General features: G+C 64.3%; 18 protein-coding genes. 17 read left to right on the top strand and 1 reads right to left on the bottom strand.

Annotation, left to right across the window (positions count from 1 at the left end):
- Positions 1–8: 8 nt before the first annotated feature.
- The 17 genes from C7438_RS03815 (at position 9) to C7438_RS03735 (ending at position 19,745) form a co-directional block, all read left to right on the top strand.
- Positions 9–1,418 carry a bifunctional folylpolyglutamate synthase/dihydrofolate synthase gene (locus C7438_RS03815; protein ID WP_170143556.1) on the top strand — a complete coding sequence of 470 codons (1,410 nt, stop codon included), beginning with the start codon at positions 9–11 and terminating at the stop codon, positions 1,416–1,418.
- 7 nt (positions 1,419–1,425) lie between these two features.
- Positions 1,426–2,838 carry a UDP-N-acetylmuramate--L-alanine ligase gene (gene murC, locus C7438_RS03810; protein WP_121443969.1) on the top strand — a complete coding sequence of 471 codons (1,413 nt, stop codon included), beginning with the start codon at positions 1,426–1,428 and terminating at the stop codon, positions 2,836–2,838.
- Positions 2,839–3,030: 192 nt separating this feature from the next.
- Positions 3,031–4,851, top strand: a complete 1,821-nt coding sequence (locus C7438_RS03805; RefSeq protein ID WP_121443968.1) for a GGDEF domain-containing protein — start codon at positions 3,031–3,033, stop codon at positions 4,849–4,851.
- A 26-nt stretch (positions 4,852–4,877) separates the two neighbouring features.
- Entirely contained in the window at positions 4,878–5,900 is a 1,023-nt protein-coding gene (locus tag C7438_RS03800; RefSeq protein ID WP_121443967.1) for a type IV pilus twitching motility protein PilT, read from the top strand.
- Positions 5,901–5,996: 96 nt separating this feature from the next.
- The gene (locus C7438_RS03795) at positions 5,997–7,346 is read left to right on the top strand and encodes an SPOR domain-containing protein (protein WP_121443966.1); all 1,350 of its coding nucleotides are present in this window, start codon (positions 5,997–5,999) and stop codon (positions 7,344–7,346) included.
- A 315-nt stretch (positions 7,347–7,661) separates the two neighbouring features.
- Entirely contained in the window at positions 7,662–8,324 is a 663-nt protein-coding gene (locus C7438_RS03790) for a Maf family protein (RefSeq protein WP_121443965.1), read from the top strand.
- Positions 8,325–8,414: 90 nt separating this feature from the next.
- Entirely contained in the window at positions 8,415–9,089 is a 675-nt protein-coding gene (radC, locus tag C7438_RS03785) for a RadC family protein (RefSeq protein WP_121443964.1), read from the top strand.
- Positions 9,090–9,115: 26 nt separating this feature from the next.
- Entirely contained in the window at positions 9,116–10,138 is a 1,023-nt protein-coding gene (locus C7438_RS03780; protein ID WP_121444087.1) for a rod shape-determining protein, read from the top strand.
- 49 nt (positions 10,139–10,187) lie between these two features.
- Positions 10,188–11,039 (top strand): rod shape-determining protein MreC, encoded by an 852-nt coding sequence (gene mreC, locus C7438_RS03775; RefSeq protein ID WP_121443963.1) that lies wholly within the window; start codon positions 10,188–10,190, stop codon positions 11,037–11,039.
- Positions 11,036–11,596, top strand: coding sequence for a hypothetical protein (locus C7438_RS03770; protein WP_121443962.1), 561 nt, complete (start codon positions 11,036–11,038; stop codon positions 11,594–11,596). Before mreC ends, C7438_RS03770 begins: the two co-directional genes overlap by 4 nt.
- Complete coding sequence (locus tag C7438_RS03765; protein WP_121443961.1) at positions 11,583–13,547, top strand: peptidoglycan D,D-transpeptidase FtsI family protein; 1,965 nt, start codon at positions 11,583–11,585, stop codon at positions 13,545–13,547. The genes C7438_RS03770 and C7438_RS03765 overlap by 14 nt, the downstream gene beginning before the upstream one ends.
- 64 nt (positions 13,548–13,611) lie before the next feature.
- Entirely contained in the window at positions 13,612–14,286 is a 675-nt protein-coding gene (locus tag C7438_RS03760; protein ID WP_170143555.1) for a septum site-determining protein MinC, read from the top strand.
- A gap of 42 nt (positions 14,287–14,328) precedes the next feature.
- Positions 14,329–15,126: a septum site-determining protein MinD gene (gene minD / locus C7438_RS03755; protein WP_121443959.1), complete on the top strand. Its 798-nt coding sequence runs from the start codon at positions 14,329–14,331 to the stop codon at positions 15,124–15,126.
- Between the two features lie 81 nt (positions 15,127–15,207).
- A complete protein-coding gene (locus C7438_RS03750) occupies positions 15,208–16,377 on the top strand; it encodes an FtsW/RodA/SpoVE family cell cycle protein (protein ID WP_121443958.1) in 1,170 nt (389 codons plus the stop codon).
- 61 nt (positions 16,378–16,438) lie between these two features.
- The gene (locus tag C7438_RS03745) at positions 16,439–16,999 is read left to right on the top strand and encodes a peptidoglycan DD-metalloendopeptidase family protein (RefSeq protein WP_121443957.1); all 561 of its coding nucleotides are present in this window, start codon (positions 16,439–16,441) and stop codon (positions 16,997–16,999) included.
- Positions 17,000–17,006: 7 nt separating this feature from the next.
- Positions 17,007–17,954, top strand: a complete 948-nt coding sequence (locus tag C7438_RS03740; RefSeq protein WP_121443956.1) for a site-2 protease family protein — start codon at positions 17,007–17,009, stop codon at positions 17,952–17,954.
- Positions 17,955–18,179: 225 nt separating this feature from the next.
- Positions 18,180–19,745, top strand: coding sequence for a coenzyme F420-0:L-glutamate ligase (locus C7438_RS03735; protein ID WP_121443955.1), 1,566 nt, complete (start codon positions 18,180–18,182; stop codon positions 19,743–19,745).
- A gap of 145 nt (positions 19,746–19,890) precedes the next feature.
- Here C7438_RS03735 and C7438_RS03730 read toward each other — a convergent pair whose 3' ends face one another.
- Positions 19,891–20,526 carry a DUF996 domain-containing protein gene (locus tag C7438_RS03730; RefSeq protein ID WP_170143554.1) on the bottom strand — a complete coding sequence of 212 codons (636 nt, stop codon included), beginning with the start codon at positions 20,524–20,526 and terminating at the stop codon, positions 19,891–19,893.
- Between the last annotated feature and the right edge of the window lie 228 nt (positions 20,527–20,754).

Below are 20,754 nucleotides of genomic sequence, written 5' to 3'. Positions count from 1 at the left end.
GCCCTTTCGTGGAGGACGTGCGGCGCGCAACCGGTGAGGAGGCAGAAGAACGTGCCAAGCACCTCGCGTGGGTGAAATCCTTCGCCCCCGAGGGGAGCGCCCTCGGTCTCGAACGGATCGAAGCCCTCCTCTCCGCCCTCGACCTTCCCCGAGACGCCGTACCGGCGGTGCACGTGGCGGGGACGAACGGCAAGGGGTCCGTGACGCGCACGGTGGCGGCGATCTTTTCCGCCGCGGGACGCCGCGTCGGCATTTACACGTCGCCGCACCTCGAAGACTACTGGGAACGGGTGGAGGTCGACGGCGCTCCCGTGCGCACGGAGACGCTCGCGGCCTTCCGCCGCGAGGTAGAGGCAGTGCTGCCGCGGCTCTCTGCCCGCGGGCTCGTCCCCACGGAGTTCGAGGTCATGACCGCCCTCGCGTGGTACGCGTTTTCCCGCGAGGGCGTGGACGTCGCCGCCGTAGAGGTCGGGCTGGGCGGCCGCCTCGACGCCACGAACGCCCTCTTCCCCAAGGTGGCGGCAATCACGACCGTCGGGTACGACCACGTACGCATTCTCGGGCCGACGCTTCGGGACATCGCCCGAGAAAAGGCGGGGATCCTCAAACCCGGCGTGCCCGTCGTCGTGGGCCCCCTCCCCCCCGAAGCGGAGGAGGTCGTCCTCGCCGAGGCGGAGGCGCGCGGGGCGCCGGCGTTCCTCTGGGGACGGGACTATGCGGCGGAAGACGTCGTCCCCTGCGGCGCGTTTCCCGGCGCCGTGCGCTTCACCTACCGCGGACCGTGGAGCACCCGCCCGGACCTCGTACCTGGGCTCGCGGGAGCGCATCAGGCGCAAAATGCCGCCGTGGCCGTACTCGCCGGAGAGATCCTCGCCCGCGCTGCGGGGATTTCCCTGCCCGACGAGGCGGTGCGCCTCGGACTCGCCGCGGTGCGCCACAAGGGTCGGCTCGAGTTCTTTCCGCCGGACGTATGGCTCGACGGCGCCCACAACCCCGAAGGGGCCCGTGCCCTGGCCGACGCGCTTGCGCGCGTGGTGGCGCCAGGGGCTCCCGGTGGGCCGCGCGTGGTCTTTCTCCTCGCCGTCTCGGCAGACAAGGACGTTTCGGAAATCCTCCGACCTTTGCTCCCTCTTGCCCGCGCGGCGTTCGTCACGCGCTACACGGGATCGCGGGCAATGTCCCCCGACGTCCTCGCCGACCACGTGCGCATGATCGCCCCGCACTTGGACGTATGGATAACCGAAGATCCCAAGCGGGCGTTTCTCGAAGCCCTCGCGCTCGCGCGGCAGGCGGGGGTACCCCTCGTCGTCTGCGGTTCGCTCTACCTCGTGGGGGAACTTCGGGCGTTTGTACGCGGCGTCCTGAGGGCCGAAGAACGCGCCCCGCAAACCTCGGGAATGCCCCCTGGGAGGGACTGACCGTACGATGAACGTTCGCCACCTTCACTTCATCGGCATCGGGGGCACGGGGATGAGCGCCCTGGCCCGCGTATTCCTCGCCCGCGGCGTGCGGGTGAGCGGCTCGGACGTGGCGGACCGTCCGATTCTCCGCGTTCTTCGGGAGGAGGGGGCCACGGTCTACGTCGGCCACAGCCCCGAACACGTGGACGGGGCGGAGGCGGTCGTCTACACGTCCGACGTCCCTGAAGACAACGTCGAATTCGTCGAAGCGGCGCGGCGCGGATTACCTCTCTTCCACCGCTCCGACCTCCTCGCCCTCCTTCTCAACGAGGCGCGCGGCGTCGCCGTCGCCGGTTCTCACGGCAAGACGACGACCACGGCGATGATCGCCTTTGTCCTTCGGGAGGCGGGGGCCGACCCGACGTACCTGATCGGGGGGGAGATCATCGGCGAGGCGGGGAACGCCCGCGCGGGGAAGGGAGACCTGGTCGTCGCCGAAGCGGACGAAAGCGACCGCACCTTCCTTAAGTACGCCCCCTCGGTGGCCGTGCTTACGAACCTGGAAAGCGACCACCTCGAAAACTACGGGGGTTCTTTTGCCTCCCTCCGGGAAGCATTCGAAGAGTTCGTGTGCCGCGTCCGTCCCGACGGCACCCTGGTCGCGGGTTGGGACGACCCTTCCGTTCGGGAGATTCTCGCGAAGGCCAAGACGCGCTGCCCCGAACGCTTTCCGGAAGTGGTGCGCTACGCGATCGCCGCCGAAGACGCCGAGATCCGCGGGGAGGGTTTCGTTTCCCGGAAAGGGAAGTATCGCTTTCGCGTCCGGGAGGGAGGAGCCCCCGCGGTCGAGGTGAGTCTGGGAATCTACGGCCGCCACCACGTGTACAATGCGCTCGCTGCGTACGCCGTCCTCCGCCGCCTGGGGATTCCCGCCGAGGAGATCGCCCGGCACCTCGCGCGCTACCCCGGGGTACACCGGCGCTTCGAAGTCCTCGGGGAAGCCCGCGGCGTACTCGCCGTGGACGATTACGCCGTCCATCCGACGGAGATCGCCGCGACGTTGGCGACGGCGCGCGAGACCGGACGGCGCGTGGTGGCCGTATTTCAGCCGCACCGCCGGGCGCGCGCCTACTACCTCTTTCGCGAGTTTTTGCCCGCCTTTCGCGACGCCGACCTCGTCCTCGTCCTCCCCGTGTACTCGCCTAAGAACGACCGCAAGGAATTCGCGATCGAAGGGTGGGAATTTGTCGAAGGAATCGCCCGCGAGAGCGGCGTTCCCGCAGCTTACCTCCCGTCGCTCGACGTCGCCCTCGCCTGGCTCGAAGCCACGCTGCGTCCCGGCGACCTCCTTCTTACGCTCGGCGCCGGCGACGTGCGGCGACTCGGCGAAAGGTGGGTGGAGCGGGGGAAGGAGGCGCACGCACCCCGGGATGCCTAGGAGGTTCCTCCTCTTGCTAGGCCCGACGGCCTAAGCTACACTAGCGGTGAAAGCCTTCGGGGGAACGGGTACGGGGGAAACGCGCGGGGGCCTTTCCTTTGGGGAAAGGACCGCCGAGGAGAGGCCCTTCCGTTTCACGGATTTGCGCAGTGCCCGAGAAGAGACGTCGAGGATGGAGTGGGACCCGACGCTGTGGGTAAGGGCGAAGGACGCGTAGCCGCATTTCTTTACGCCGCCGGTATAGCGTTTCTCGGCTTGGCCTTTTACGTAGGCGGAGAAGGCGGGGGAGCCTTTGGAGGAGTATGGAGGACGACGGCGATCGTTCCCGTCCTCCTCTGGGTTGCCGCGCCCCTTCTCGGCTGGCTTTCGTTCGTAGACCGGCGGGTGTACTTCTTTTGGGATGCCGCTCCGGCCCTCTTCCTCCTCTACGTCTACGGCCCTTTTGCCGAGTTCTTCTTCGGACAGCTCGTGGCTGCAGGAGCGATTCTCGGGATTCGTCCCCACGGTGCGCGCAAGGCCTTCACCCTTCCCGCGCTCTTCGCCGCGATGTCCGTGTTTGCGGCGACCGGCCTTTGGTTCGTGAAGTTCGCTTACGCTCCCGGGTCGACTCCTACGTTTTTTTCTCCGGGGCCGGCGGTTTCCTCGCTCGGAGAGAGCCTCGCCGTTACCGCCGTCCTCCTCTTCTTTCGCGTGGCGGGTATGTTCGCGTGTTGCGGAATCGGACACCGGTACGTGGCCGCACACGCTTCCTTTTGGCGGGGCCGCACGGCCCCGCCTTCCGTCCGTCCTTGGGTGGTCGTCGTTCTCCTCTTCGCCTACGGGTGGAGCGTGTTCGCGCTTTTCACCTTCCCCACAGGCGAAGACGTTTGGTGGTTCACCGCCTTGCTGTTTGTGGGTTGGGGGACGTACCTCCTCCTCGCCGCGGGCGCCCGCCGTCTCCTTGCGGTTTGGCAAGAAAAGGAGTCCTATCGCCTTTACCTCTTGGCCTCGCGCGGTTTGCGCCGCGAGCTCGAACTCTCCCGGGTAGCGGAAGAGGCCGCACGTGTGGCCGCACGCTTTTTTCCGCGTAGGCGCCTCGTGGTCCGCGTGTATTCCACCGGTACGCGCCAGCAGGCGTACCTCGAAGTTCGTGAGGACGGAACGCACGAGTTCTCCTTACGCTCCGAACCCCTTGCCGCCCTTCCCTCCCCCTGGGAAAAGGGAGAAGAGGTACGACCGATTACCACGTTGGAAGGGGAGGAAGCCCTCTTTCTCCCCTTTACCGGGTCGGGGCGAAGCAGCCCCGGGAAAGGGGGCTCCCCTTCGGAAGGTTCGGGCGAGGCGGGTGGGGGCGTATACGGGTACGTCTTTCTCTACGGTGCGCGGGCGTTTTCTACGGCGGGGACGGAACTCTTCCTTACTCTTTTTGGACAAGACCTGGGCAACGCCTTTTCCCTCGCCTTCGCCTATTACGACGTCGTGAAGCGACAAAACGAAGACCCCCTGACGGGACTTCCCAACTACCGCGCGCTCGACCGCGACTTCACCGTCTTTCGCGCCCTAGGAGAGCGGGGGATGCCCATCGCCCTCCTCATGGTGGACATCGACCGCTTCAAGCCGGTGAACGACACGTTTGGGCACCTCGCCGGCGACATCGTCCTGCGCAAGATCGCTCAGGTCCTCAAAGAGTTCGCCGAACGGCGCGGCGGCTACGCGTACAGGTACGGCGGCGAGGAATTCGTCCTCGTATTTCCCGGATACACCGAGGCCGAGGCCGCGCTCGTCGCCGAGGAACTTCGCGCTGAAGTAGCGGCCACTCCCGTGAGCTTTCCCAACTTTTTGGGGGGCGGCGACCTCGTCACCCTGCACCGCACGGTGAGCATCGGCGTCGCGGCGTATCCGGAGAGTGCCGAGGAACTCGAAGACCTCGTGCGCAACGCCGACCGCGCGATGTACTTCGGCGCCAAGTTCCGCGGCCGCAATCGCGTGGGTCGCTACTCCCTTCACGTATCCGCCGAATCCGACGATGCATGAAGGGGAAGGAAAGAGGGGGGCGGAGGATGCGGAGCTTCCTCGACCTCTTTGCCGAGGCCGTAGAGCGGGGGGCGACGGACCTCCACGTCACCGCTGGCGAGCCGGCAATCTTGCGCGTGCACGGGCGCCTCGAACGCCTCACGTCGGCGGTTTCGGCAGAAGACTTAGAAGGTTTCCTCGAGGAAGTTGCCGGAGAGCGCAAGCGCGAAGGGTGGTTGCGGGGGGAGGAGGTGGACGCTTCCTTTGTCGTCCCCGGGGGAGGCCGCTTTCGGCTTCACTTTTACCGCTCTCTGGGGCGGACGTCCCTTGCGGCGCGTCGCCTCCAAGAAGAAATTCCCGAACTCGAGAGCCTCGGCTTGCCCGCCCGCGTGGAGGAATGGTTGTCCTACCGAGACGGACTCGTCCTCGTGACGGGTCCTACGGGGAGCGGGAAGTCGACGACCCTCGCCGCCCTCGTGGAACGCATCAACCGGACGGAACGGCGGCACATCGTCACGCTCGAAGATCCGGTGGAGTACGTGTTTGTCGAAAAGCGTTCCGTGATTCACCAACGCGAGTACGGCTTGGACTTCACGGACTTCTCCAAGGCGCTGCGCGCCGCCTTGCGCCAAGATCCCGACGTAATCCTCGTTGGGGAGATGCGCGACCTCGAGACGATTCGCACCGCGCTCACCGCCGCGGAGACGGGGCATCTCGTGCTCGCCACCTTGCACACGAACGACGCGGCCCAAACGGTCGACCGCATCGTGGACGTCTTTCCTCCGGAACAACAGCGGCAAATTCGCGTCGAACTTGCTGCGACGCTGCGCAGCGTGTTGTCCCAGCGCCTTTTGCCCAAAGCCGGCGGTCGCGGACTCGTGCTCGTGGCGGAGCTCCTCGTGAACACCCCTGCGGTGAGAAATCTCATCCGCCAGGGGAACACGCACCAAATTCCCACGCTTTTGGAAACGGGTCGGGCACTGGGCATGCAGTCCTTGCGTCAGGACATCGAGGAAAAGCTCCGCGCCGGACTCCTAGACCCCGAGGTGGCCGCTCTCTACCTCCCGTAAGCGCCTTCGTAAAGCCACGGACCTTTCCGCCCGTCGGCATCGGTTTGTCCACCGGCGCATATACCTGGATCGAGGCGTTCGGTGGGAGGCGGTAGCATGACCGACGAATCGACCGGCGGGTTTCGCGAGAAGGGTGCTCGTCCTTCGAGACCGCAGGTGGTCGTGGAGACGGGGCGTTTGCGCCGGGGAGGCGAACCCCCGGGTACGTCTGATCCCCCACGTCCGTGGATACGCCAAGGCGTCGGCGCGGCGGAAGCCACTTCCGTCTTCCGTCGGTTGTACGGGAAGGAACGTTCCCGCACCGGACTCCCACCTTCCGTATCCCGAGAGGGGGGAGCGGATCTCGAAGCGCGTCCTTCGACGGGAGACGAAAAAGGGCGCAAGGATCCGGTGCGGCCGGAGGAGAGGGGAAGGGGTCTTCCCACTGGGAGCGGCGTGCTCGTCACCGTACCTTCGGGCGACACGGTGTCCGAGGAAACCTGGTTCGTCGGGTTGTCCGAGGAAGGGGCGGAGAACGCCCGAGGGCGTTTTCCTTCGGAAGAGGGACTTTTCCCGAGAGAACCTCTCGGGTTTTCCGGACGGGGAAGGCGGGAGATTCCCCTCGAATCCCCGCGGGCATACGTCCTTGCGCCCTCGGCATTCCGCCGGCGGCGGAGCGAAGTACTCGCCTGGATTTGGACGATCCTCGCGGCGGTAGTACTCGGTCTGTTTCTCGGGTACGTCGTCCTCTGGCTCATGGCACATTCGGATCAGCACCGACTCCCCGAAGATGCGGCGAGCCCGCGGGCGGGCCTTTCCGCCGCTCCCGGGTCCGTCCACCTCGCCCCTCAACGCTTTTACCTCCTTCAGGTGGGAGCTTACCAAGATGCGGCGAAGGCGGAGGCGGCGGCCTCCGAGCTTAAGTCCAAGGGAGTAACTCCCGTCGCGGCGGCGGAAGACGTGCACCGCCTATTTGCGGGATTGGCGGTGCGCGAGGCCGATGCCCGGCTCCTCGCCCAGGCGTACGACGAGCTGGGAGTCGAGGTGTACGTAAAGGCCTACACCGTCCCCGAACGAGACGTAAACCTCTCCACGAGCGATGCGGAGACGTCGCAGGCGCTCGGCGAGTTCCTTTCCGCCTTTACGGTTTTGGCGGAAAAGACGGCCATGTGGACGGCGGCGGGTGTGAAGGGCCCGGTCGCGATCGACGAAGAGGCATGGCGGGAATTTCGGGAGACCGCCGGGCGTTTTCGCGCACGGGGGGAAGCCCTCGAGAAACGCCTCGACGGAACTTCTGCGTCCGCGGTGGCAAACATGCGAACCCACCTCGAGGCGGCGGTTTCCGGCATGGTGAAGTACGTGGAGAAGCCGGACAAAGACCAACTCCAGGCTTCTCAGGGGGAACTCGTCCGCGCCTTCCTCGCCTACCGGGAATTCCTCTCCGCACTCGCTTTCAAGAACCCGTAAAGCCCGCCGTGGTCCTCGGTTTTTTCGGAAGTATCCCGGTTTTTCCGGCGGAGGTCCCGTAGGACCTCCGCTTTTTCGTCGAGCGGTGTTTTGCCTCGGAATTCCTGCCCAAACTCCGGAAAATCTTCCGCCTTTTGCCGCCCTTCCTCTTCCCGGCGCGCTTTTGCCTAAGGAAGAAGTCCGGTATAATAAAACGAGATCCCGCACAACGCTGCGGGACGACGGGAGTCGAGCACGACGTGAATCTCGGGCTCGCAAATTCGGGCACATGCGACGTTTTTCGCCCTAGAGATTCGGCGGTGGAGCGCACGGACGATGCACTCCCATCCTTCGCTTCCCCCCATCGTGCTTGCGAGCGCATCTCCCCGACGTTCGGCTCTGTTTTCCCTTTTCGGCCTTCCCTTCGCCGTCGTGCCGAGCGGCGTCGAAGAGGTGCTCCCCCGGGGTGCCGACGGTGCAGAGGCGAGCATGTCCTTGGCCGCGGCCAAGGGCGAGGAGGTGTACACCCGCCTTAGGGAGGAACGTCCCGACGCGATCGTCCTCGCCTTCGACACGCTCGTCGAGCTCGAGGGGCGCATCTTCGGAAAGCCGGCGGACGAAGAAGAGGCGCGGACCATGCTCCGGGCTCTCTCCGGGCGTGCCCACCTCGTGTACACGGGCTACGCCGTGTTTTCCCCTCACGGACGAAACGTCGGGTACGAGCGCACCGTCGTTCGCTTTCGCCCCCTTGCGGAGGAGGAAATTTCTGCGTACCTGGCCACGGGGGAACCCTTTGGAAAGGCGGGGGCCTACGCCGCGCAGGGACAGGGGGGAATCTTTGTCGAAGGAGTCGAGGGGGACTTTGCCAACGTCGTGGGACTTCCCCTGAGCCGGGTTGCCCTGATCCTTCGCGCGCTGGGAATTCACCCCTTGCCGTGGGGCCCGCCGCACGCCCCTGTTCCCCCCGAAGAACTCGGCCTCTTCCGCAAAGAACCATGACCAAAGGAGCGGGCCCTTCGCTTACCGGAAAATGGGCGTGACTCTACGCACACCGGCGACGGGGAAGGGGAGAGGAGAGGGAGAAGGTCGATGCGCCTCAAAGACCTCCCGCCGGAAGAACGTCCGCGCGAACGCCTTCTCGAGGTTGGGCCGGAAAGGGTGAGCACCGCGGAGCTCGTCGCCATCCTTCTCGGAAGCGGGATGCGCGGGCGCTCGGCCCTCCAACTCGCCCAGGAGATCCTCGCCCAGGCCGGATCCTTGCGAAAGCTCTTGGACTTGGGAGTTGCTGGACTCGTGCGCATTCCCGGCGTAAAGCGCGCCAAAGCCGTCCAGCTCGTAGCGGCGCTCGAGCTCGGGCGTCGTCTGTGGCGGGAGATGCGCGAGGCGCGTCCCGTGGTCACTTCCGCCGCAGAGGCGGCCGCCCTCCTCTTGGAGGAGTTGCGGCACCGTCCGGTAGAGCACTTCGTACTCCTCGTCTTGGATACCCGCCACCACGTCCTCGACCTCGTGCACCTCGCCGTAGGGACGGCGGACGAAGCGCTCGTCTCCCCGCGCGAGGTCTTTACGGAAGTGCTTCGGCGGCGGGGACGCAAGGTGATCCTCGCCCACAACCACCCGAGCGGGGACCCTACGCCGAGCGCCGAAGACGTCCTCCTCACGCGTCGCCTTGTAGAGGCGGGAAAGCTTCTCGACGTCGAAGTTGTCGACCACATCGTCGTCGGTGCCGACGGTTACGTGAGCCTTCGGGAAAGCGGCCGGTGGTGAAAGGAGCGAACAAAGAGGTGTTCTCCATGACGCGCGACATGGGCATCGACCTCGGTACGGCGAACACGCTCGTCTACGTGAAGGGGAAGGGAATCGTCCTCAAGGAGCCCTCCGTCGTCGCCGTAAACACGAAGACCGGCGCCGTTGAGGCGGTCGGCGAAGACGCGAAGCGAATGGTCGGGCGAACGCCCGCCTCGATCGTCGTGAAGCGTCCCCTTAAGGACGGGGTGATCGCCGACTTCGACACCACGGAGGTCATGGTCCGCACGTTCATCCAAAAAGCGCAAAAGAAGGGGCTCTTTTCCCGTCGCCCGAACATCATGATCTCCATTCCCCTAGGGGTAACGCCCGTAGAGCGTCGCGCCGTGGAGGACGCCGCACGGCAGGCGGGGGCGCGGGAGGCGATGACGATCGAGGAACCCTTCGCCGCCGCCATCGGCGTGGACCTCCCGGTTTGGGAACCGACGGGCAGCATGATCGTGGACATCGGCGGCGGGACGACAGAGGTGGCGATCATTTCCCTTGGTGGGATCGTCATCGGTCAGTCCGTACGCGTCGCCGGCGACGAGATGGACGAAGCGATCATCCAGTACGTGAAGCGGCGGTACAACCTCCTCATCGGGGAACGGACGGCGGAAGAGCTCAAAATCGAGTTGGGGAGCGCCCTTTCTCCGGAAAGCGGAGAAGGGCCGGAGATGGAAGTCCGGGGACGCGACCTCGTCACCGGACTGCCCAAGACCGTGTCCCTTACGGCGCGCGAGATCGCGGAGGCGCTGGACGACGTCGTGCGCGCCATCGTCGATGCCGTAAAGTCCACCTTGGAAAAGAGCCCGCCGGAGCTCGCGGCGGACATCATGGACCGCGGGATCGTCCTCGCCGGGGGGGGTTCGCTTCTTCGAAACCTCGACCGCCGGCTCGCAGAGGAGACGGGGATCCCGGTCTTCGTGGCGGAAAACCCCCTGCTTGCCGTCGCCATTGGCACGGGACGCGCGCTCGAACACCTTTCCCTCTACCAAAAGTACGTCCAGGCCAACGGAACGAGGCGGTAACGCCGTTCGCCGGCAGTTTCCCCTGCCGTAGGGAAAAGGGGGATTTTCGGTGGCCCGTGCCGGCCGGCTCTTCGTCGTGGCCCTCCTCGTCCTCGTCGTCGTGCTCCTCGCCTTTGCCCTTACGCCGCAGGGCCGCGGCGTTCTCTCCTCGCCGTCCGCCTTCGTGAAGGACACCGTGTCTCTCGGCCAGCGCATCGTCCACTGGCCCGTGCGTAAGTTCGAGGAACTCGTAGACCGCCTTCGGGAGGCGGGGCATCTGTACGAGGAAAACCGGGCGCTGCGGGCGGCCCTCGACCGCAGCCTCGACCTTGCCGCGGAAAACGAACGGTTGCGCCGTGAAAATGCGGCGCTTCGAGAGGCCCTGGGTCTCCTTCCGTCGCCGCGCGACGTTCGCCTGATTCCGGCTGAGGTCGTCGGCCGAAACTTCGAGGCATGGTACCGGATCGTCACGATCAACCGAGGCTCCCTCGACGGCGTGGGCGTGGGGATGGCCGTACGCACCCCCCGCGGCCTCGTAGGCGTTGTGGAATCCTTGGCCCCACACTCCGCCGACGTCCGCCTTCTCACGGATCCGGAGCCGCGGCGGCGCGTGTCCGTGCGGATCCAGAGCGAACCCCCGGTGTACGGGGTTCTCGACGGGTACGACGCGGACCACCGCGCCTACCGCGTCTCCATGGTTCCCCTCGGGGCAAAGCTCGAGGCAGGGCAGGCGGCCGTGACGTCGGGCTTGGGCGGGGTTCTCGCACCGGAGATCCCCGTCGGAACGGTGCAGGAGTTTCGCGCGGCAGAAGACGGGCTCACGCTCACCGTGTGGCTTAGGCCCGCACAGGATTTGTACGACTTAAACATGCTCTTCGTCGTCGCCCGAACGGATCTGAGGGGGGAGGGCGGGGGCCCGTGAACGAGGAGAGGGATTCGACGCGCGCCTTCGTTTGGACGACGGTGTGGTCGGTGGTCTTCGTACTCCTCGACACCTCTTTCCTTCCCGACGTCTTTTCCCTCGTGGGACTCGCTCCGCCCACGTACCCTTCCCTCGCCTGGACGTGGGCCGTCGTCGTCGCCTTTGTAGGGGGCGAACGCGCCGGCGCCTTTTATGGAGCCCTGTACGGGATTCTCGACGACGCCGCGTTCGGTCGGGCGGTAGGTCCGGGAATTGCGACCGGCCTGTTTGCTGGCCTTCTCGCGGGGACTTTGTCGCACGTCGTACAACCTTCCCCCTTCACCGCGGGCGGCGTCGTCTTTCTCTTTTCTCTCATCCGAGGCGCTTTTTTTTCTTCTGTTTCTTCCCTCTTTAGCGAACTGGGAGTACCTCTGTCCTCTCTCTTTTGGGGTGTGCTTCTGCCAAGGGCGTTTTGGGAAGCCTTTTTCGCCGTACTCCTCTACGCTCGCTTCCACGAGACCTTAGAGGATTTTCGCCGTACGGGGGAAGGGGGGCAGGAAGGCCGTGGAGGAGCCTAAGCGCTTTGCGCGTCGGATCAACGTCCTGTTTCTCGGCGTTTTCGTCCTCTTTTCCCTTCTTCTCCTCCGGCTTACGCAGCTCCAGCTCGTGCATGGCGAAGACTATGCCCGCCTCGCGGAAACCCTCGTCGTCCAAAATCTCGAAATTCCGGCGGCCCGCGGGTGGATTTACGACCGGAACGGCGCCGTGCTCGCGAAAAACCGCGCCGTCTACACCCTCACCTTCGTAGACCTAGGGTTAACGCGTGAGCAACTCTTGGCCCTTGCCGCCCGCCTGGAAGCCCTCCTGCGTCCCGAAGATCCCAAGCTCCACCGCGTGGAGATCCTGCGGCGGATGGACGTCGGTCTCTCCTACCGCGCCGTGGACCCCGGACGCGAGGAAGAACTCCGTCGCGCCCTCGACGAGGGGGCGCCTTTTTCGGAGGCCGACTGGAAGGTCGTGAGCGTGCCCGAGGGGCTCCCCCCGTACACCCCCCGAGTCATCGCCGACGACGTATCCGAACGCGTGACCTTTGCCGTCGAGGAAAACGCCCCCGACTACCCCGGGGTAAAGGTCGCTCCCGGGGCAAAACGCGAGTACCCCAACGGCTCGCTTGCCGCTCACGTCCTCGGCTACACGGGGTGGATCCCTGCGGAGGAAGCCACCCATTACTTCCAAAAGGGGTACGCCCCGACAGAACGCGTGGGGCGCAACGGGGTGGAGAAGACGTACGACGACGTCCTTCGCGGGCAAAAGGGGCTCGTCCAGGTACAGATCAACCGAAAGTACGAAGGCGTCGTGCAGGAAGAACGCCGACCCCCGCGCAGTGGGTACAACCTCGTCCTCTCCCTCGATGCTCGTCTACAAAAGGCTCTAGAGGACTTCCTCCGGGCGAGGGTGGACGAGCTTTCCAAGGACCCGTCGTATCCGGCCAAGGCGCGGGAGCGGATGAAGGATGCCTCTGCGGTAGTTTTGGACGTGCGCACGGGGGAAATCCTCGCCCTTGCCAACTACCGGACGTACGATCCCAATTACTTGGAAAACCTGGAAAACGAACTCAACCGCGCCGTAAGCGGGACGTACCTTCCAGGGTCCACGTTTAAGATGGTGACCGTGCTCACGGCCCTACACGAAAAGCTCTTTGCCCCTAACGAAAGGTTTTTCGCCTCCGGGACGTATTACGTGGGCACGCAACCGTTTCACGACTGGTCGGGAGCGCCCCGCACGTACGTGGACGGCCAAGACGCCCTCAAGTACTCCATCAACGGCTACATGATCGAAGTCGGAAAGCGCCTCATGCGCCGCGGAGACCTCGACGCCCAGATCGCCCTCGTCCGCCGCTACGCAGCTTCTCTGGGGCTCGGTGTCCGGCTGGGCGTAGACCTCCCAGGCGAAACCGACGTCACCCTCAAGGACATCCCGCCCGAACAGCGGGCCGGATCCCTGGCGCAGATGATGTTCGGGCAGGGAGATCAATACACGCCGCTTCAGCTCGCGGTGTACGTGGCGGCGATCGCCAACGGCGGAGACGTCCTCTGGCCGCACGTCGCGCGGGAAATCCGCGTTTCCGACGGGACCCCGGAATCTCCCGGCGCCGTGGTGGAGACGATCCCTCCCCGCGTCCTCTGGCATGTTCCCTTTACGCAGGAGGAACTCGAGTACGTGCGTCGGGGGATGTGGAAGGTCGCCAGCGAACCTGGGGGCACGGCGTACTGGACGTTCGCCGGACTTGGGGTATCCGTAGCGGCCAAGACGGGAACGGCGGAGATCTACAAAATCGGAAACACCTCCATTATGGACGGCCTCATGGTCGGGTTTGCCCCTTACGAAAATCCCGAGATCGCCTTTGCCGTCGTTTTCCCCGGGGGGAAATCCGGTTCCGCCGACGCGGGCGGCATCGCTCGAAAGATTGTGGAAACCTACTTCGAACTTCGGCGTGCGGATTCCCTCGAGGCGAGCCCGGCCCGTTAGACGTGTCTTCGAGAGGAATTTCCGGCCGGCGTGTGGAATGCATACCCCTGTGGAGGCAAGATCCATGGCCGCACCGATGTCACGCCCGCACGTCTTCGTGAAGGGAACGGAAGCCGGGCTTACCTTTTTCCTGAGCGAGGAGTCGAGCTTTGGCGAGCTTAGGGACGAGTTGCAACGAAAGGTCCGAGAAGCGCAGGAAAGTTTTTCTTCCGGGCCGCCGGTGCCGGTCGTTCTTCACCTGGGTCGGCGGCGGTTTTCTTCGGAGCGCGAAGAGGAACTCGCCCGCATCCTCGAGGAGGGCGGATACTTCCGCGTGCGCGAAATCCGGGCGGACGTATTTCCCGAAGAAGAATCCGCGGGCTTCGGAATGCCCTGCGCCCGGGTGTATTTCGGTCCCGTGCGCAGCGGCGAACACGTTGCGGCGGCAGGAGACCTCCTCGTCGTCGGCGACGTGCACGGGGGGGCCAAGGTGGAAGGGCGCGAAGCCGTGTACGTCTTGGGCCGCCTCGCCGGCGAGGCTCGCGTTCGCGAGTCGACGGGTTTCATCGTCGCGAGTTCCCTCCGGGCTGCGCTTCTCGTGATCGGCGACCGTCACCTCGCCGGGGCCGACATTCCCGAGGAACTTCGTGACCTACCCAGCTTTGCCGTACAAACGGACGGCGGGGTAGAGGTGTTTCCCTACCGGGAGTTTCGCCGCTTCCGGTTCCGCGGTCTCGAAGGGTTACTGCCGGAGGTTTGATGGCGTTTACGCGCGGCAGGAGTAGGTAGGGGAGGGGAGATCATGGGGCATCCGATCGTGATCACGTCGGGCAAAGGGGGCGTAGGGAAGTCGACGACGACGGCGAATTTGGGGACCGCCTTGGCGATGCTCGGACGGCGCGTCCTCCTCGTCGACGCGGACATCGGCCTTCGCAACCTCGACCTCATCCTCGGCTTGGAAAACCGCATCGTCTACGACCTCGTCGACGTCGCGGAGGGACGGGTTCGCCTCGAGCAGGCGTACGTGCGCGACAAGCGCATGGAAGACCGACTCTTCCTCCTCCCGGCTTCTCAGACCAAGGACAAGACGGCCGTATCCCCCGAGGCGATGGCCCGCATCGTCACGGAAGCGGGGGCCTCGTTCGATTTCGTCCTCATCGATTCTCCTGCGGGCATCGAACATGGGTTCCACACCGCCGTTGCCGGCGCGCAGGAGGCCATCGTCGTCACGACGCCGGAGGTTTCGGCGATCCGGGATGCCGACCGGGTGATCGGCCTTTTGGAAAAGAAGGGGATCTTTCGCCCCCGCCTCGTGATCAACCGCATTCGCCCGCACCTTGCCCAAAAAATGGAGCAGGTGGGCGTGGAGGAGATCGTGCAGATCCTTGGGGTCGACCTCTTGGGCATCGTTCCCGACGACGAACAGGTCATCCGCGACACGAACCAGGGCGTTCCCACGGTCCTCGAGCGCCGTTCTCCGGCCGCACAGGCGTACCGAAATATCGCGCGACGTATTTTGGGCGAATCCGTACCGCTCATGCGTCTCGAAGAGACGCCATCCGTATTTACGCGGGTTCGACGCTTTTTTTCGCGTCGCTGACAAATCGAACAGGTCGCGCCGCCGTGTAGTGTATGGGTTCCCGGGGAATGCCGTACTCCGCAGCCGGAAAGGGGGATTTGGATGGCCGAGCGAAAGCGCGCCGGGATCTCGTTTTGGCGAACCATTTCCCACGTCGACCTCACGACCGTCCTTTCCCTCCTCATCCTCGCCGCGCTGAGCTACGCCTCCATTCTCGGGGCGCACACGGGGGGCGGAGAGGCGTGGAAGCAGCTCCTTTGGTTCCTCCTCGGCCTGGGCGTCCTCTTCGCCACGGTCTTTCTCGACGACACCTTTGTGTACCGCGTCAGTTATTTCCTGTACGTCGTGGACCTTTTTCTTCTCGTGCTCCTCCTTTTTACTGGCCCCAAGTCGGAAGGAGTGTCTAGGGTACTTATGTCCTTCACTTTACCCGGTGGCATAGCGTTTCAGCCGTCGGAGTTCATGAAAGTCTTTGCCAGCCTCGTCTTTGCCCGCTGGTTTGTCGAACGCGAGGAGAAAGGCTCTCCCCCGCGGTCCGTTGTAGACCTTATTCCCCTCTTCGCCTTATGGGGTGTACCTTTCATACTCATCGCCATTGAGCCGGATCTCGGAGACGCCATTGTCCTCACAGTGCTTTTCACCTCCATCCTCTTCGTGGCGCTCGAGCGAAAGCTTCTCGTCAAAGTTTTCCTCCTCGGAGGTCTTGCGATCGGCGGTATCGCGGGGCTCTACTTCTTCGCCCCGCAGGTTTTTTTCAAGATCGTTAAGGAGTACCAGTGGCGGCGGATTACCGCTTTCTTGCAAGAGCCTACCTTCCCTGCCTCGGACGAACAGTTTCAGCTCGTAAACTCCCTCCTTGCCATCGGATCGGGCGGGGTATGGGGAAAAGGGTGGCTTTCGGAGATCAACCTTACGTACAACCACTGGGTCCCCGAGGCGCACACGGACTTCGTCTTTTCCGTGTACGGAGAATCGTTTGGCTTCGTGGGCGCTGCCTTTCTTCTCCTCGTGTACTTTCTCTTCTTCTACCGCGTGGTACAGATGAGCTTGGAAATGGAAAAGCCCTTCGCGCGCTACACCACGGCGGGATTTCTTGGGATGTTCGTCTTTCAGGTTTTCGAAAACATCGGTATGACTGTGGGGATCATGCCGATCACGGGCATTACCCTTCCCTTTCTCAGTTACGGTGGAAGTTCTCTCGTGGCGAACTTCTTTGCCGTGGGGCTCATCCTCGGCTTCTACATCCGTCGAAAGCGCCTTTCCTTCGTCTAAGTTGCGCCCCCTTCCGCATACACCTGTCCTACCAAAACTTGCGGAAGGGACGGAGCCCGACGTGCGGTTCGCAGGCGGTACGAAGATCCTCTCCCTTCTCGCCCTGGCCCTCGCCGTAGGGGCGGTGTACCGGGTTTTCTTCGCAGGCGCAGCAGGGACGGCGGCTTTCCCCGCTTCCGCCTCTCCTCGGATCTCGGGGGAGGGAAGGCCTTTTCTTTGGGAACTGCTTCCCGGCTTTCGCGGACGTCCATCCGCGTCATCCCGCTACCACATGCCCCTCGAGGGGAGGGTGGTTCAGGCCTTTCGGGAAAACGGAAGCGGCGTCGTCTTTGAGACGGGCTATCGCAGTCCCGTGTTCCCCATCGGCGTCGGCTGGGTGCGCAAGGTAACGGAGACGCTCGAGCGGGGGTTTTTCGTCGAAGTAAAGCACGGAGACGGAACGGTGAGTCGGTATGGCTTTTTAGGGGAAGTCTACGTCCGCGAAGGGGACTTCGCGTACCCCGACCGTCCGCTCGGGGTGGTAAAGGCGCGCACGCTCTACCTGGAAATCCGCCGCTTCGACGTCGCCGTAGACCCCCTGGATGTCCTCGCGCCCGCGGAGAAGCCGGGAAGGGGGGAATGACGGCTCCGTGCCCCGGATTTCCGTCCACCCCCTGTTCTTCCTCTTTGCCGGCGGAGCGTACCTCCTCGGGGTCTACCGAGAATTCCTTCTCCTCTTTCTCGCCCTCGTCTTCCACGAAGCCTTTCACACCGCGGCGGCGCTCGCTTTGGGGTACCAGATTCTTTCCCTGGAGCTTCTCCCCTACGGTGGGAGGGTTTCCCTCGAAGCAAAGGGCTACGGGCGCATCGCCTCGGAGATCGGCGTCCTCTTCGCGGGTCCGGCGAGCCACGCGCTCTTCCTCGCCCTGCCGTGGCCCTGGACGGAAGCTCTCTTAGGGCATTACGCGTCGTGGTGGCGGGACGTTCACGCGTCTCTCCTCGCGTTCAACCTCCTTCCCGTGTTTCCCTTGGACGGGGGACGGATCGTCCTTGCGGCGTTGGCGGCGTGGCTTCCCTACCGTCGTGCCGTCTACGCCGCCTACGGCGTGGGGGTGGGGCTCGTCTTGGCGGGGATCGTCTGGGCGCTCCTCGGGATCCGCACGCCTTCCCTCGGCCTCACCCTCTACGCCCCCTTTCTCCTTTGGTGGAACGTCCGAGGGCTTCGCCGCACCGAAGAGGAGTTTCTCCGCTTTCTCTGGCGGCGCTATCGGTTTCTTTCGGAGGTGCGCTCGTTTCCCCCATTCTTCCTCGGCTTTTCTTCGTCCGACGCACCCCCGCTTGCGGTACTCCGCCACGCACGGCGGGAGCGCTACCTCCGCCTTCCCTCTTCCTCCCGTCGCCCGCCCGTCTTCAGCGGGCGATTCGCCCAGGACCGAAGTGTACGGAGCGCCGCATCGGGGGTACAATCTCTCCTTTCCGAGGAAGGAAGGCCTTTCCCTGGGACGTCGAAGGGAGAAGGCGCGGCAAACGCGCCTTTTTTCCCCGATGAAGAAGGGTTTTTCCTCGCGCGGCTCTTCTCCCGGGGGGAACGGCGGTGACGTTCGCCCTTTTTCCGGTTTCCCTTCGCTTCCCCTTGCTGATCCGGCCGCTATGGTGTAGAGTGTAAGGGGCAAATCACGAACATTGATCGCACAAATCCGATCAATGTTCCCGGTTTTGCCCGTTCGCCGCCGCGTTGCGTCAGACGCGTCGGGGAGGTTTCCCGAGTCGGCAACGCCGCTCCCCATACGTGGGAGCGGCGGGGAAGGGGGCTTACGCCTGCCATGTCTACGGAGTCGCGTCGTACTTCGGAAGTCGCCGCCCACGGGGTCACCGTTCAGGCCCTCGCCGTCAAGGTCGGGCTCATCCTGCCGAACGACGACATCGCCGCGATCACCGCGGAGGCGACCCGCGGCCTCGTCCAGGACGGAGACATCCTCTGCGTCACGGAGGCCGTCGTCGCGCGCTCGCAAAACCGCTACCTCACCTGCGACGAGCTCGCCGAGGACATCATCCGCAAGTTCGACCTCTCCCCCGGGGCGACCCTGGCGGTGCTTTATCCGATCGCAAGTCGAAACCGGTTCGCCCTCGTGTTGCGGGCGATTGCCCAGGCGACCCGCGGCGGTCGGGTGATCGTGGCCTTTCCCATTCCCGCAGACGAGGTCGGCAACCAGGTGATCGACGCCGAGTTTGCCCGCGTTCGCCTGAGCCTCAAGGGCGTATACCGCCACTTCGCCGACGCCCGAGGCTCCACACCGCACCTGAACCTGCTCATCCGCGAGGTCATCGCTGCCCTCCTCCTACAGTCCATGGGGTACACGATCGTGGGAATGCGCAAGATCTTCGGGACGGGGATTGCCGACATCACCGTGCGCACGCCTGACGGCGTGCTCGCTCCGGTAGAGGTGACCTTCACCGACCTCACGAAGGCCGCCAAACAGGCGGTAGGGCTCATGGGAGACATTCCCGAGGCGCGCCGCGCCCTCGCCGCGGGCGTGGATTTCGGTCGAGGCACGTTCGTCCTCTACGATGCCGTGGAGTTCCTCGCGGGCACGGGCGAGCCCCTCGTGCGCACGTCCTTTGGGCAGCTCCTCGACGTCTTTCGAGACGACAGCGTGATCTACGCCGACGAACTCCCCGGGGGGTTTTTCCGCCACCCGATCACGGGCGTCGACTACCGAAGCCTCTACCTGGAGACAATCGCCGCCGGCGGCGCGCAGGGAGACGTGATCTTCACCAACAACCCCTTTAAGGTATACGAGCTCGGGTATCTGGACGGCGTGGTGATCGGCGAGGTGCACACGCGCCAGATGCGCCGCGAGATGTTTCAAGCCTTCGGCGCGCAGGTTCCCGTGCGTACCCTAGACGAGCTCGGACCGCCGCCGTGGGGGGTCATCGGTTCGAACGTTTCGGACTACGAAGGGTGTCTGCTCAAACTCCTTCCGGAAAACGCCGACGCCACGGCCGAGGCGATCCGCGCACGCGTGCGCGAGACGAGCGGCGTCGACGTGGAAGTCGTGATCTTCGGCGATGGGGCATACAAAGACCCGGACACGGGGATCTACGAGCTCGCCGACCCCTATCCCGCGATCGGGGCAACGTCCGGGCTCAAGAACGGCCGTTTGCGTACGGGGAAGAAGCTCAAGCTCGCCGTGGACACCCTGTCTCGGAAAGGCCATACACGGGAGGAAATCGAAGAGATCTTGCGGGCGAGCGAAGCAGACGAACGTGAGGTGGGTACGACGCCGCGGCGCATCGTCGCCATCGCCGCCACGATCGCCGACCTCATCGCGGGGAGCGCCGACCAGGCGACGCCGATCGTCGTGCTCAAGGGGTTTCTCGGCGGTTGAGAGGTTTTCCCGTTTTGGTGTTTCGCGCCCGGACTTGCCCGGATGGTCCGTCGCATGCGAAAAGGCCCTCCTCGACGTACGAGGAGGGCCTTTTCTTCGATTTGTCGGGGGACGTCCTGCGGGACCGCACTTCGAAGTTCGCCTTTTAGCCTTCCTGTGCGGCCGTGCGGAGTTTGGAGAAGGCCAGGATCACGAAGATGTAGTAGACGAGGAGGAGGATTCCCCCGATGAGAAGCGGGGTGAGGATGATCCCCCAGAGGAAGAGGTTTCCCGCGGTGCGGAATTGGGGAATTTCCGTGGCTTCTGCGGTTTGCACGTACGCCTTTCGAAGCGGGAAGGCCCCGATCAAAGACAAAAGCCAAAAGGGGAGAAACGAATAGAGGTAGATTCTTCCCATGGTGCCGATTTGCTTCGTCATCTCTTCCACTTCGGCTTCCGAGGCCGTGCCGCCTTGCATCCCCAGGGCGAGGTTTTGCAAGGCTTCCTGTGCGCTGGCGAGTTCTCCTGCCTTCCACAAAGTCACCGCCAAGGACAAGAGGACGCCGAGGGTGAGGAAGATCACGGCTGTGCGCCCGTTTCCGGAAATTTCCTGAGAGCCGAGCGCGTCCCCAATTCCGGAGAAGGCTATGTACAAGAACACCAGGGCCAAAAATTGAAGGAGAAGGGAAGAGATCTCTCGCATTCCCGCCGGTAGGAGAAAGACGAAGAGGTTGGCAATCCACAGGATTCCGGCGAGCATCCCGTAGAGCCCGGATTGGGAGAGGCGCGCGCCGTCGTTCATGGAGATACCTCCTTGTACCATACGTTTTTTCTACGCCTATAGGCAACGCGGGTTGTGGAGTGAGGCCGAGCTTTGCGGATACCGGATCAAATCGCGTGCCGACGCAAAGGAGGGAAAGAAGGGAACTTTTAAAAAGGAGATTCCGTTTTTCAGTCTACAGATTTATTTTGCGCAATGCAAGGGGGAATCACGACCGATCCGGTCTTATCCCTACGCGGTTCCGCTTGT

The sequence above is a fragment of the Brockia lithotrophica genome, assembly GCF_003633725.1.
Taxonomy (GTDB): Bacteria; Bacillota; Bacilli; order Thermicanales; family DSM-22653; genus Brockia; species Brockia lithotrophica.
This window is presented reverse-complemented; position numbering and strand designations above follow the sequence as displayed.

Bases quoted from the DNA above. Each gene is read 5' to 3' on its own strand.
- C7438_RS03780 (WP_121444087.1), top strand. From the start codon at position 9,116: ATGACGCGCGACATGGGCATCGACCTCGGTACGGCGAACACGCTCGTC.
- C7438_RS03790 (WP_121443965.1), top strand. From the start codon at position 7,662: ATGCACTCCCATCCTTCGCTTCCCCCCATCGTGCTTGCGAGCGCATCT.
- murC (WP_121443969.1), top strand. From the start codon at position 1,426: ATGAACGTTCGCCACCTTCACTTCATCGGCATCGGGGGCACGGGGATG.
- radC (WP_121443964.1), top strand. From the start codon at position 8,415: ATGCGCCTCAAAGACCTCCCGCCGGAAGAACGTCCGCGCGAACGCCTT.
- C7438_RS03800 (WP_121443967.1), top strand. From the start codon at position 4,878: ATGCGGAGCTTCCTCGACCTCTTTGCCGAGGCCGTAGAGCGGGGGGCG.
- C7438_RS03730 (WP_170143554.1), bottom strand. From the start codon at position 20,526: ATGAACGACGGCGCGCGCCTCTCCCAATCCGGGCTCTACGGGATGCTC.
- C7438_RS03795 (WP_121443966.1), top strand. From the start codon at position 5,997: ATGACCGACGAATCGACCGGCGGGTTTCGCGAGAAGGGTGCTCGTCCT.
- C7438_RS03735 (WP_121443955.1), top strand. From the start codon at position 18,180: ATGTCTACGGAGTCGCGTCGTACTTCGGAAGTCGCCGCCCACGGGGTC.
- C7438_RS03760 (WP_170143555.1), top strand. From the start codon at position 13,612: ATGGCCGCACCGATGTCACGCCCGCACGTCTTCGTGAAGGGAACGGAA.
- C7438_RS03750 (WP_121443958.1), top strand. From the start codon at position 15,208: ATGGCCGAGCGAAAGCGCGCCGGGATCTCGTTTTGGCGAACCATTTCC.
- minD (WP_121443959.1), top strand. From the start codon at position 14,329: ATGGGGCATCCGATCGTGATCACGTCGGGCAAAGGGGGCGTAGGGAAG.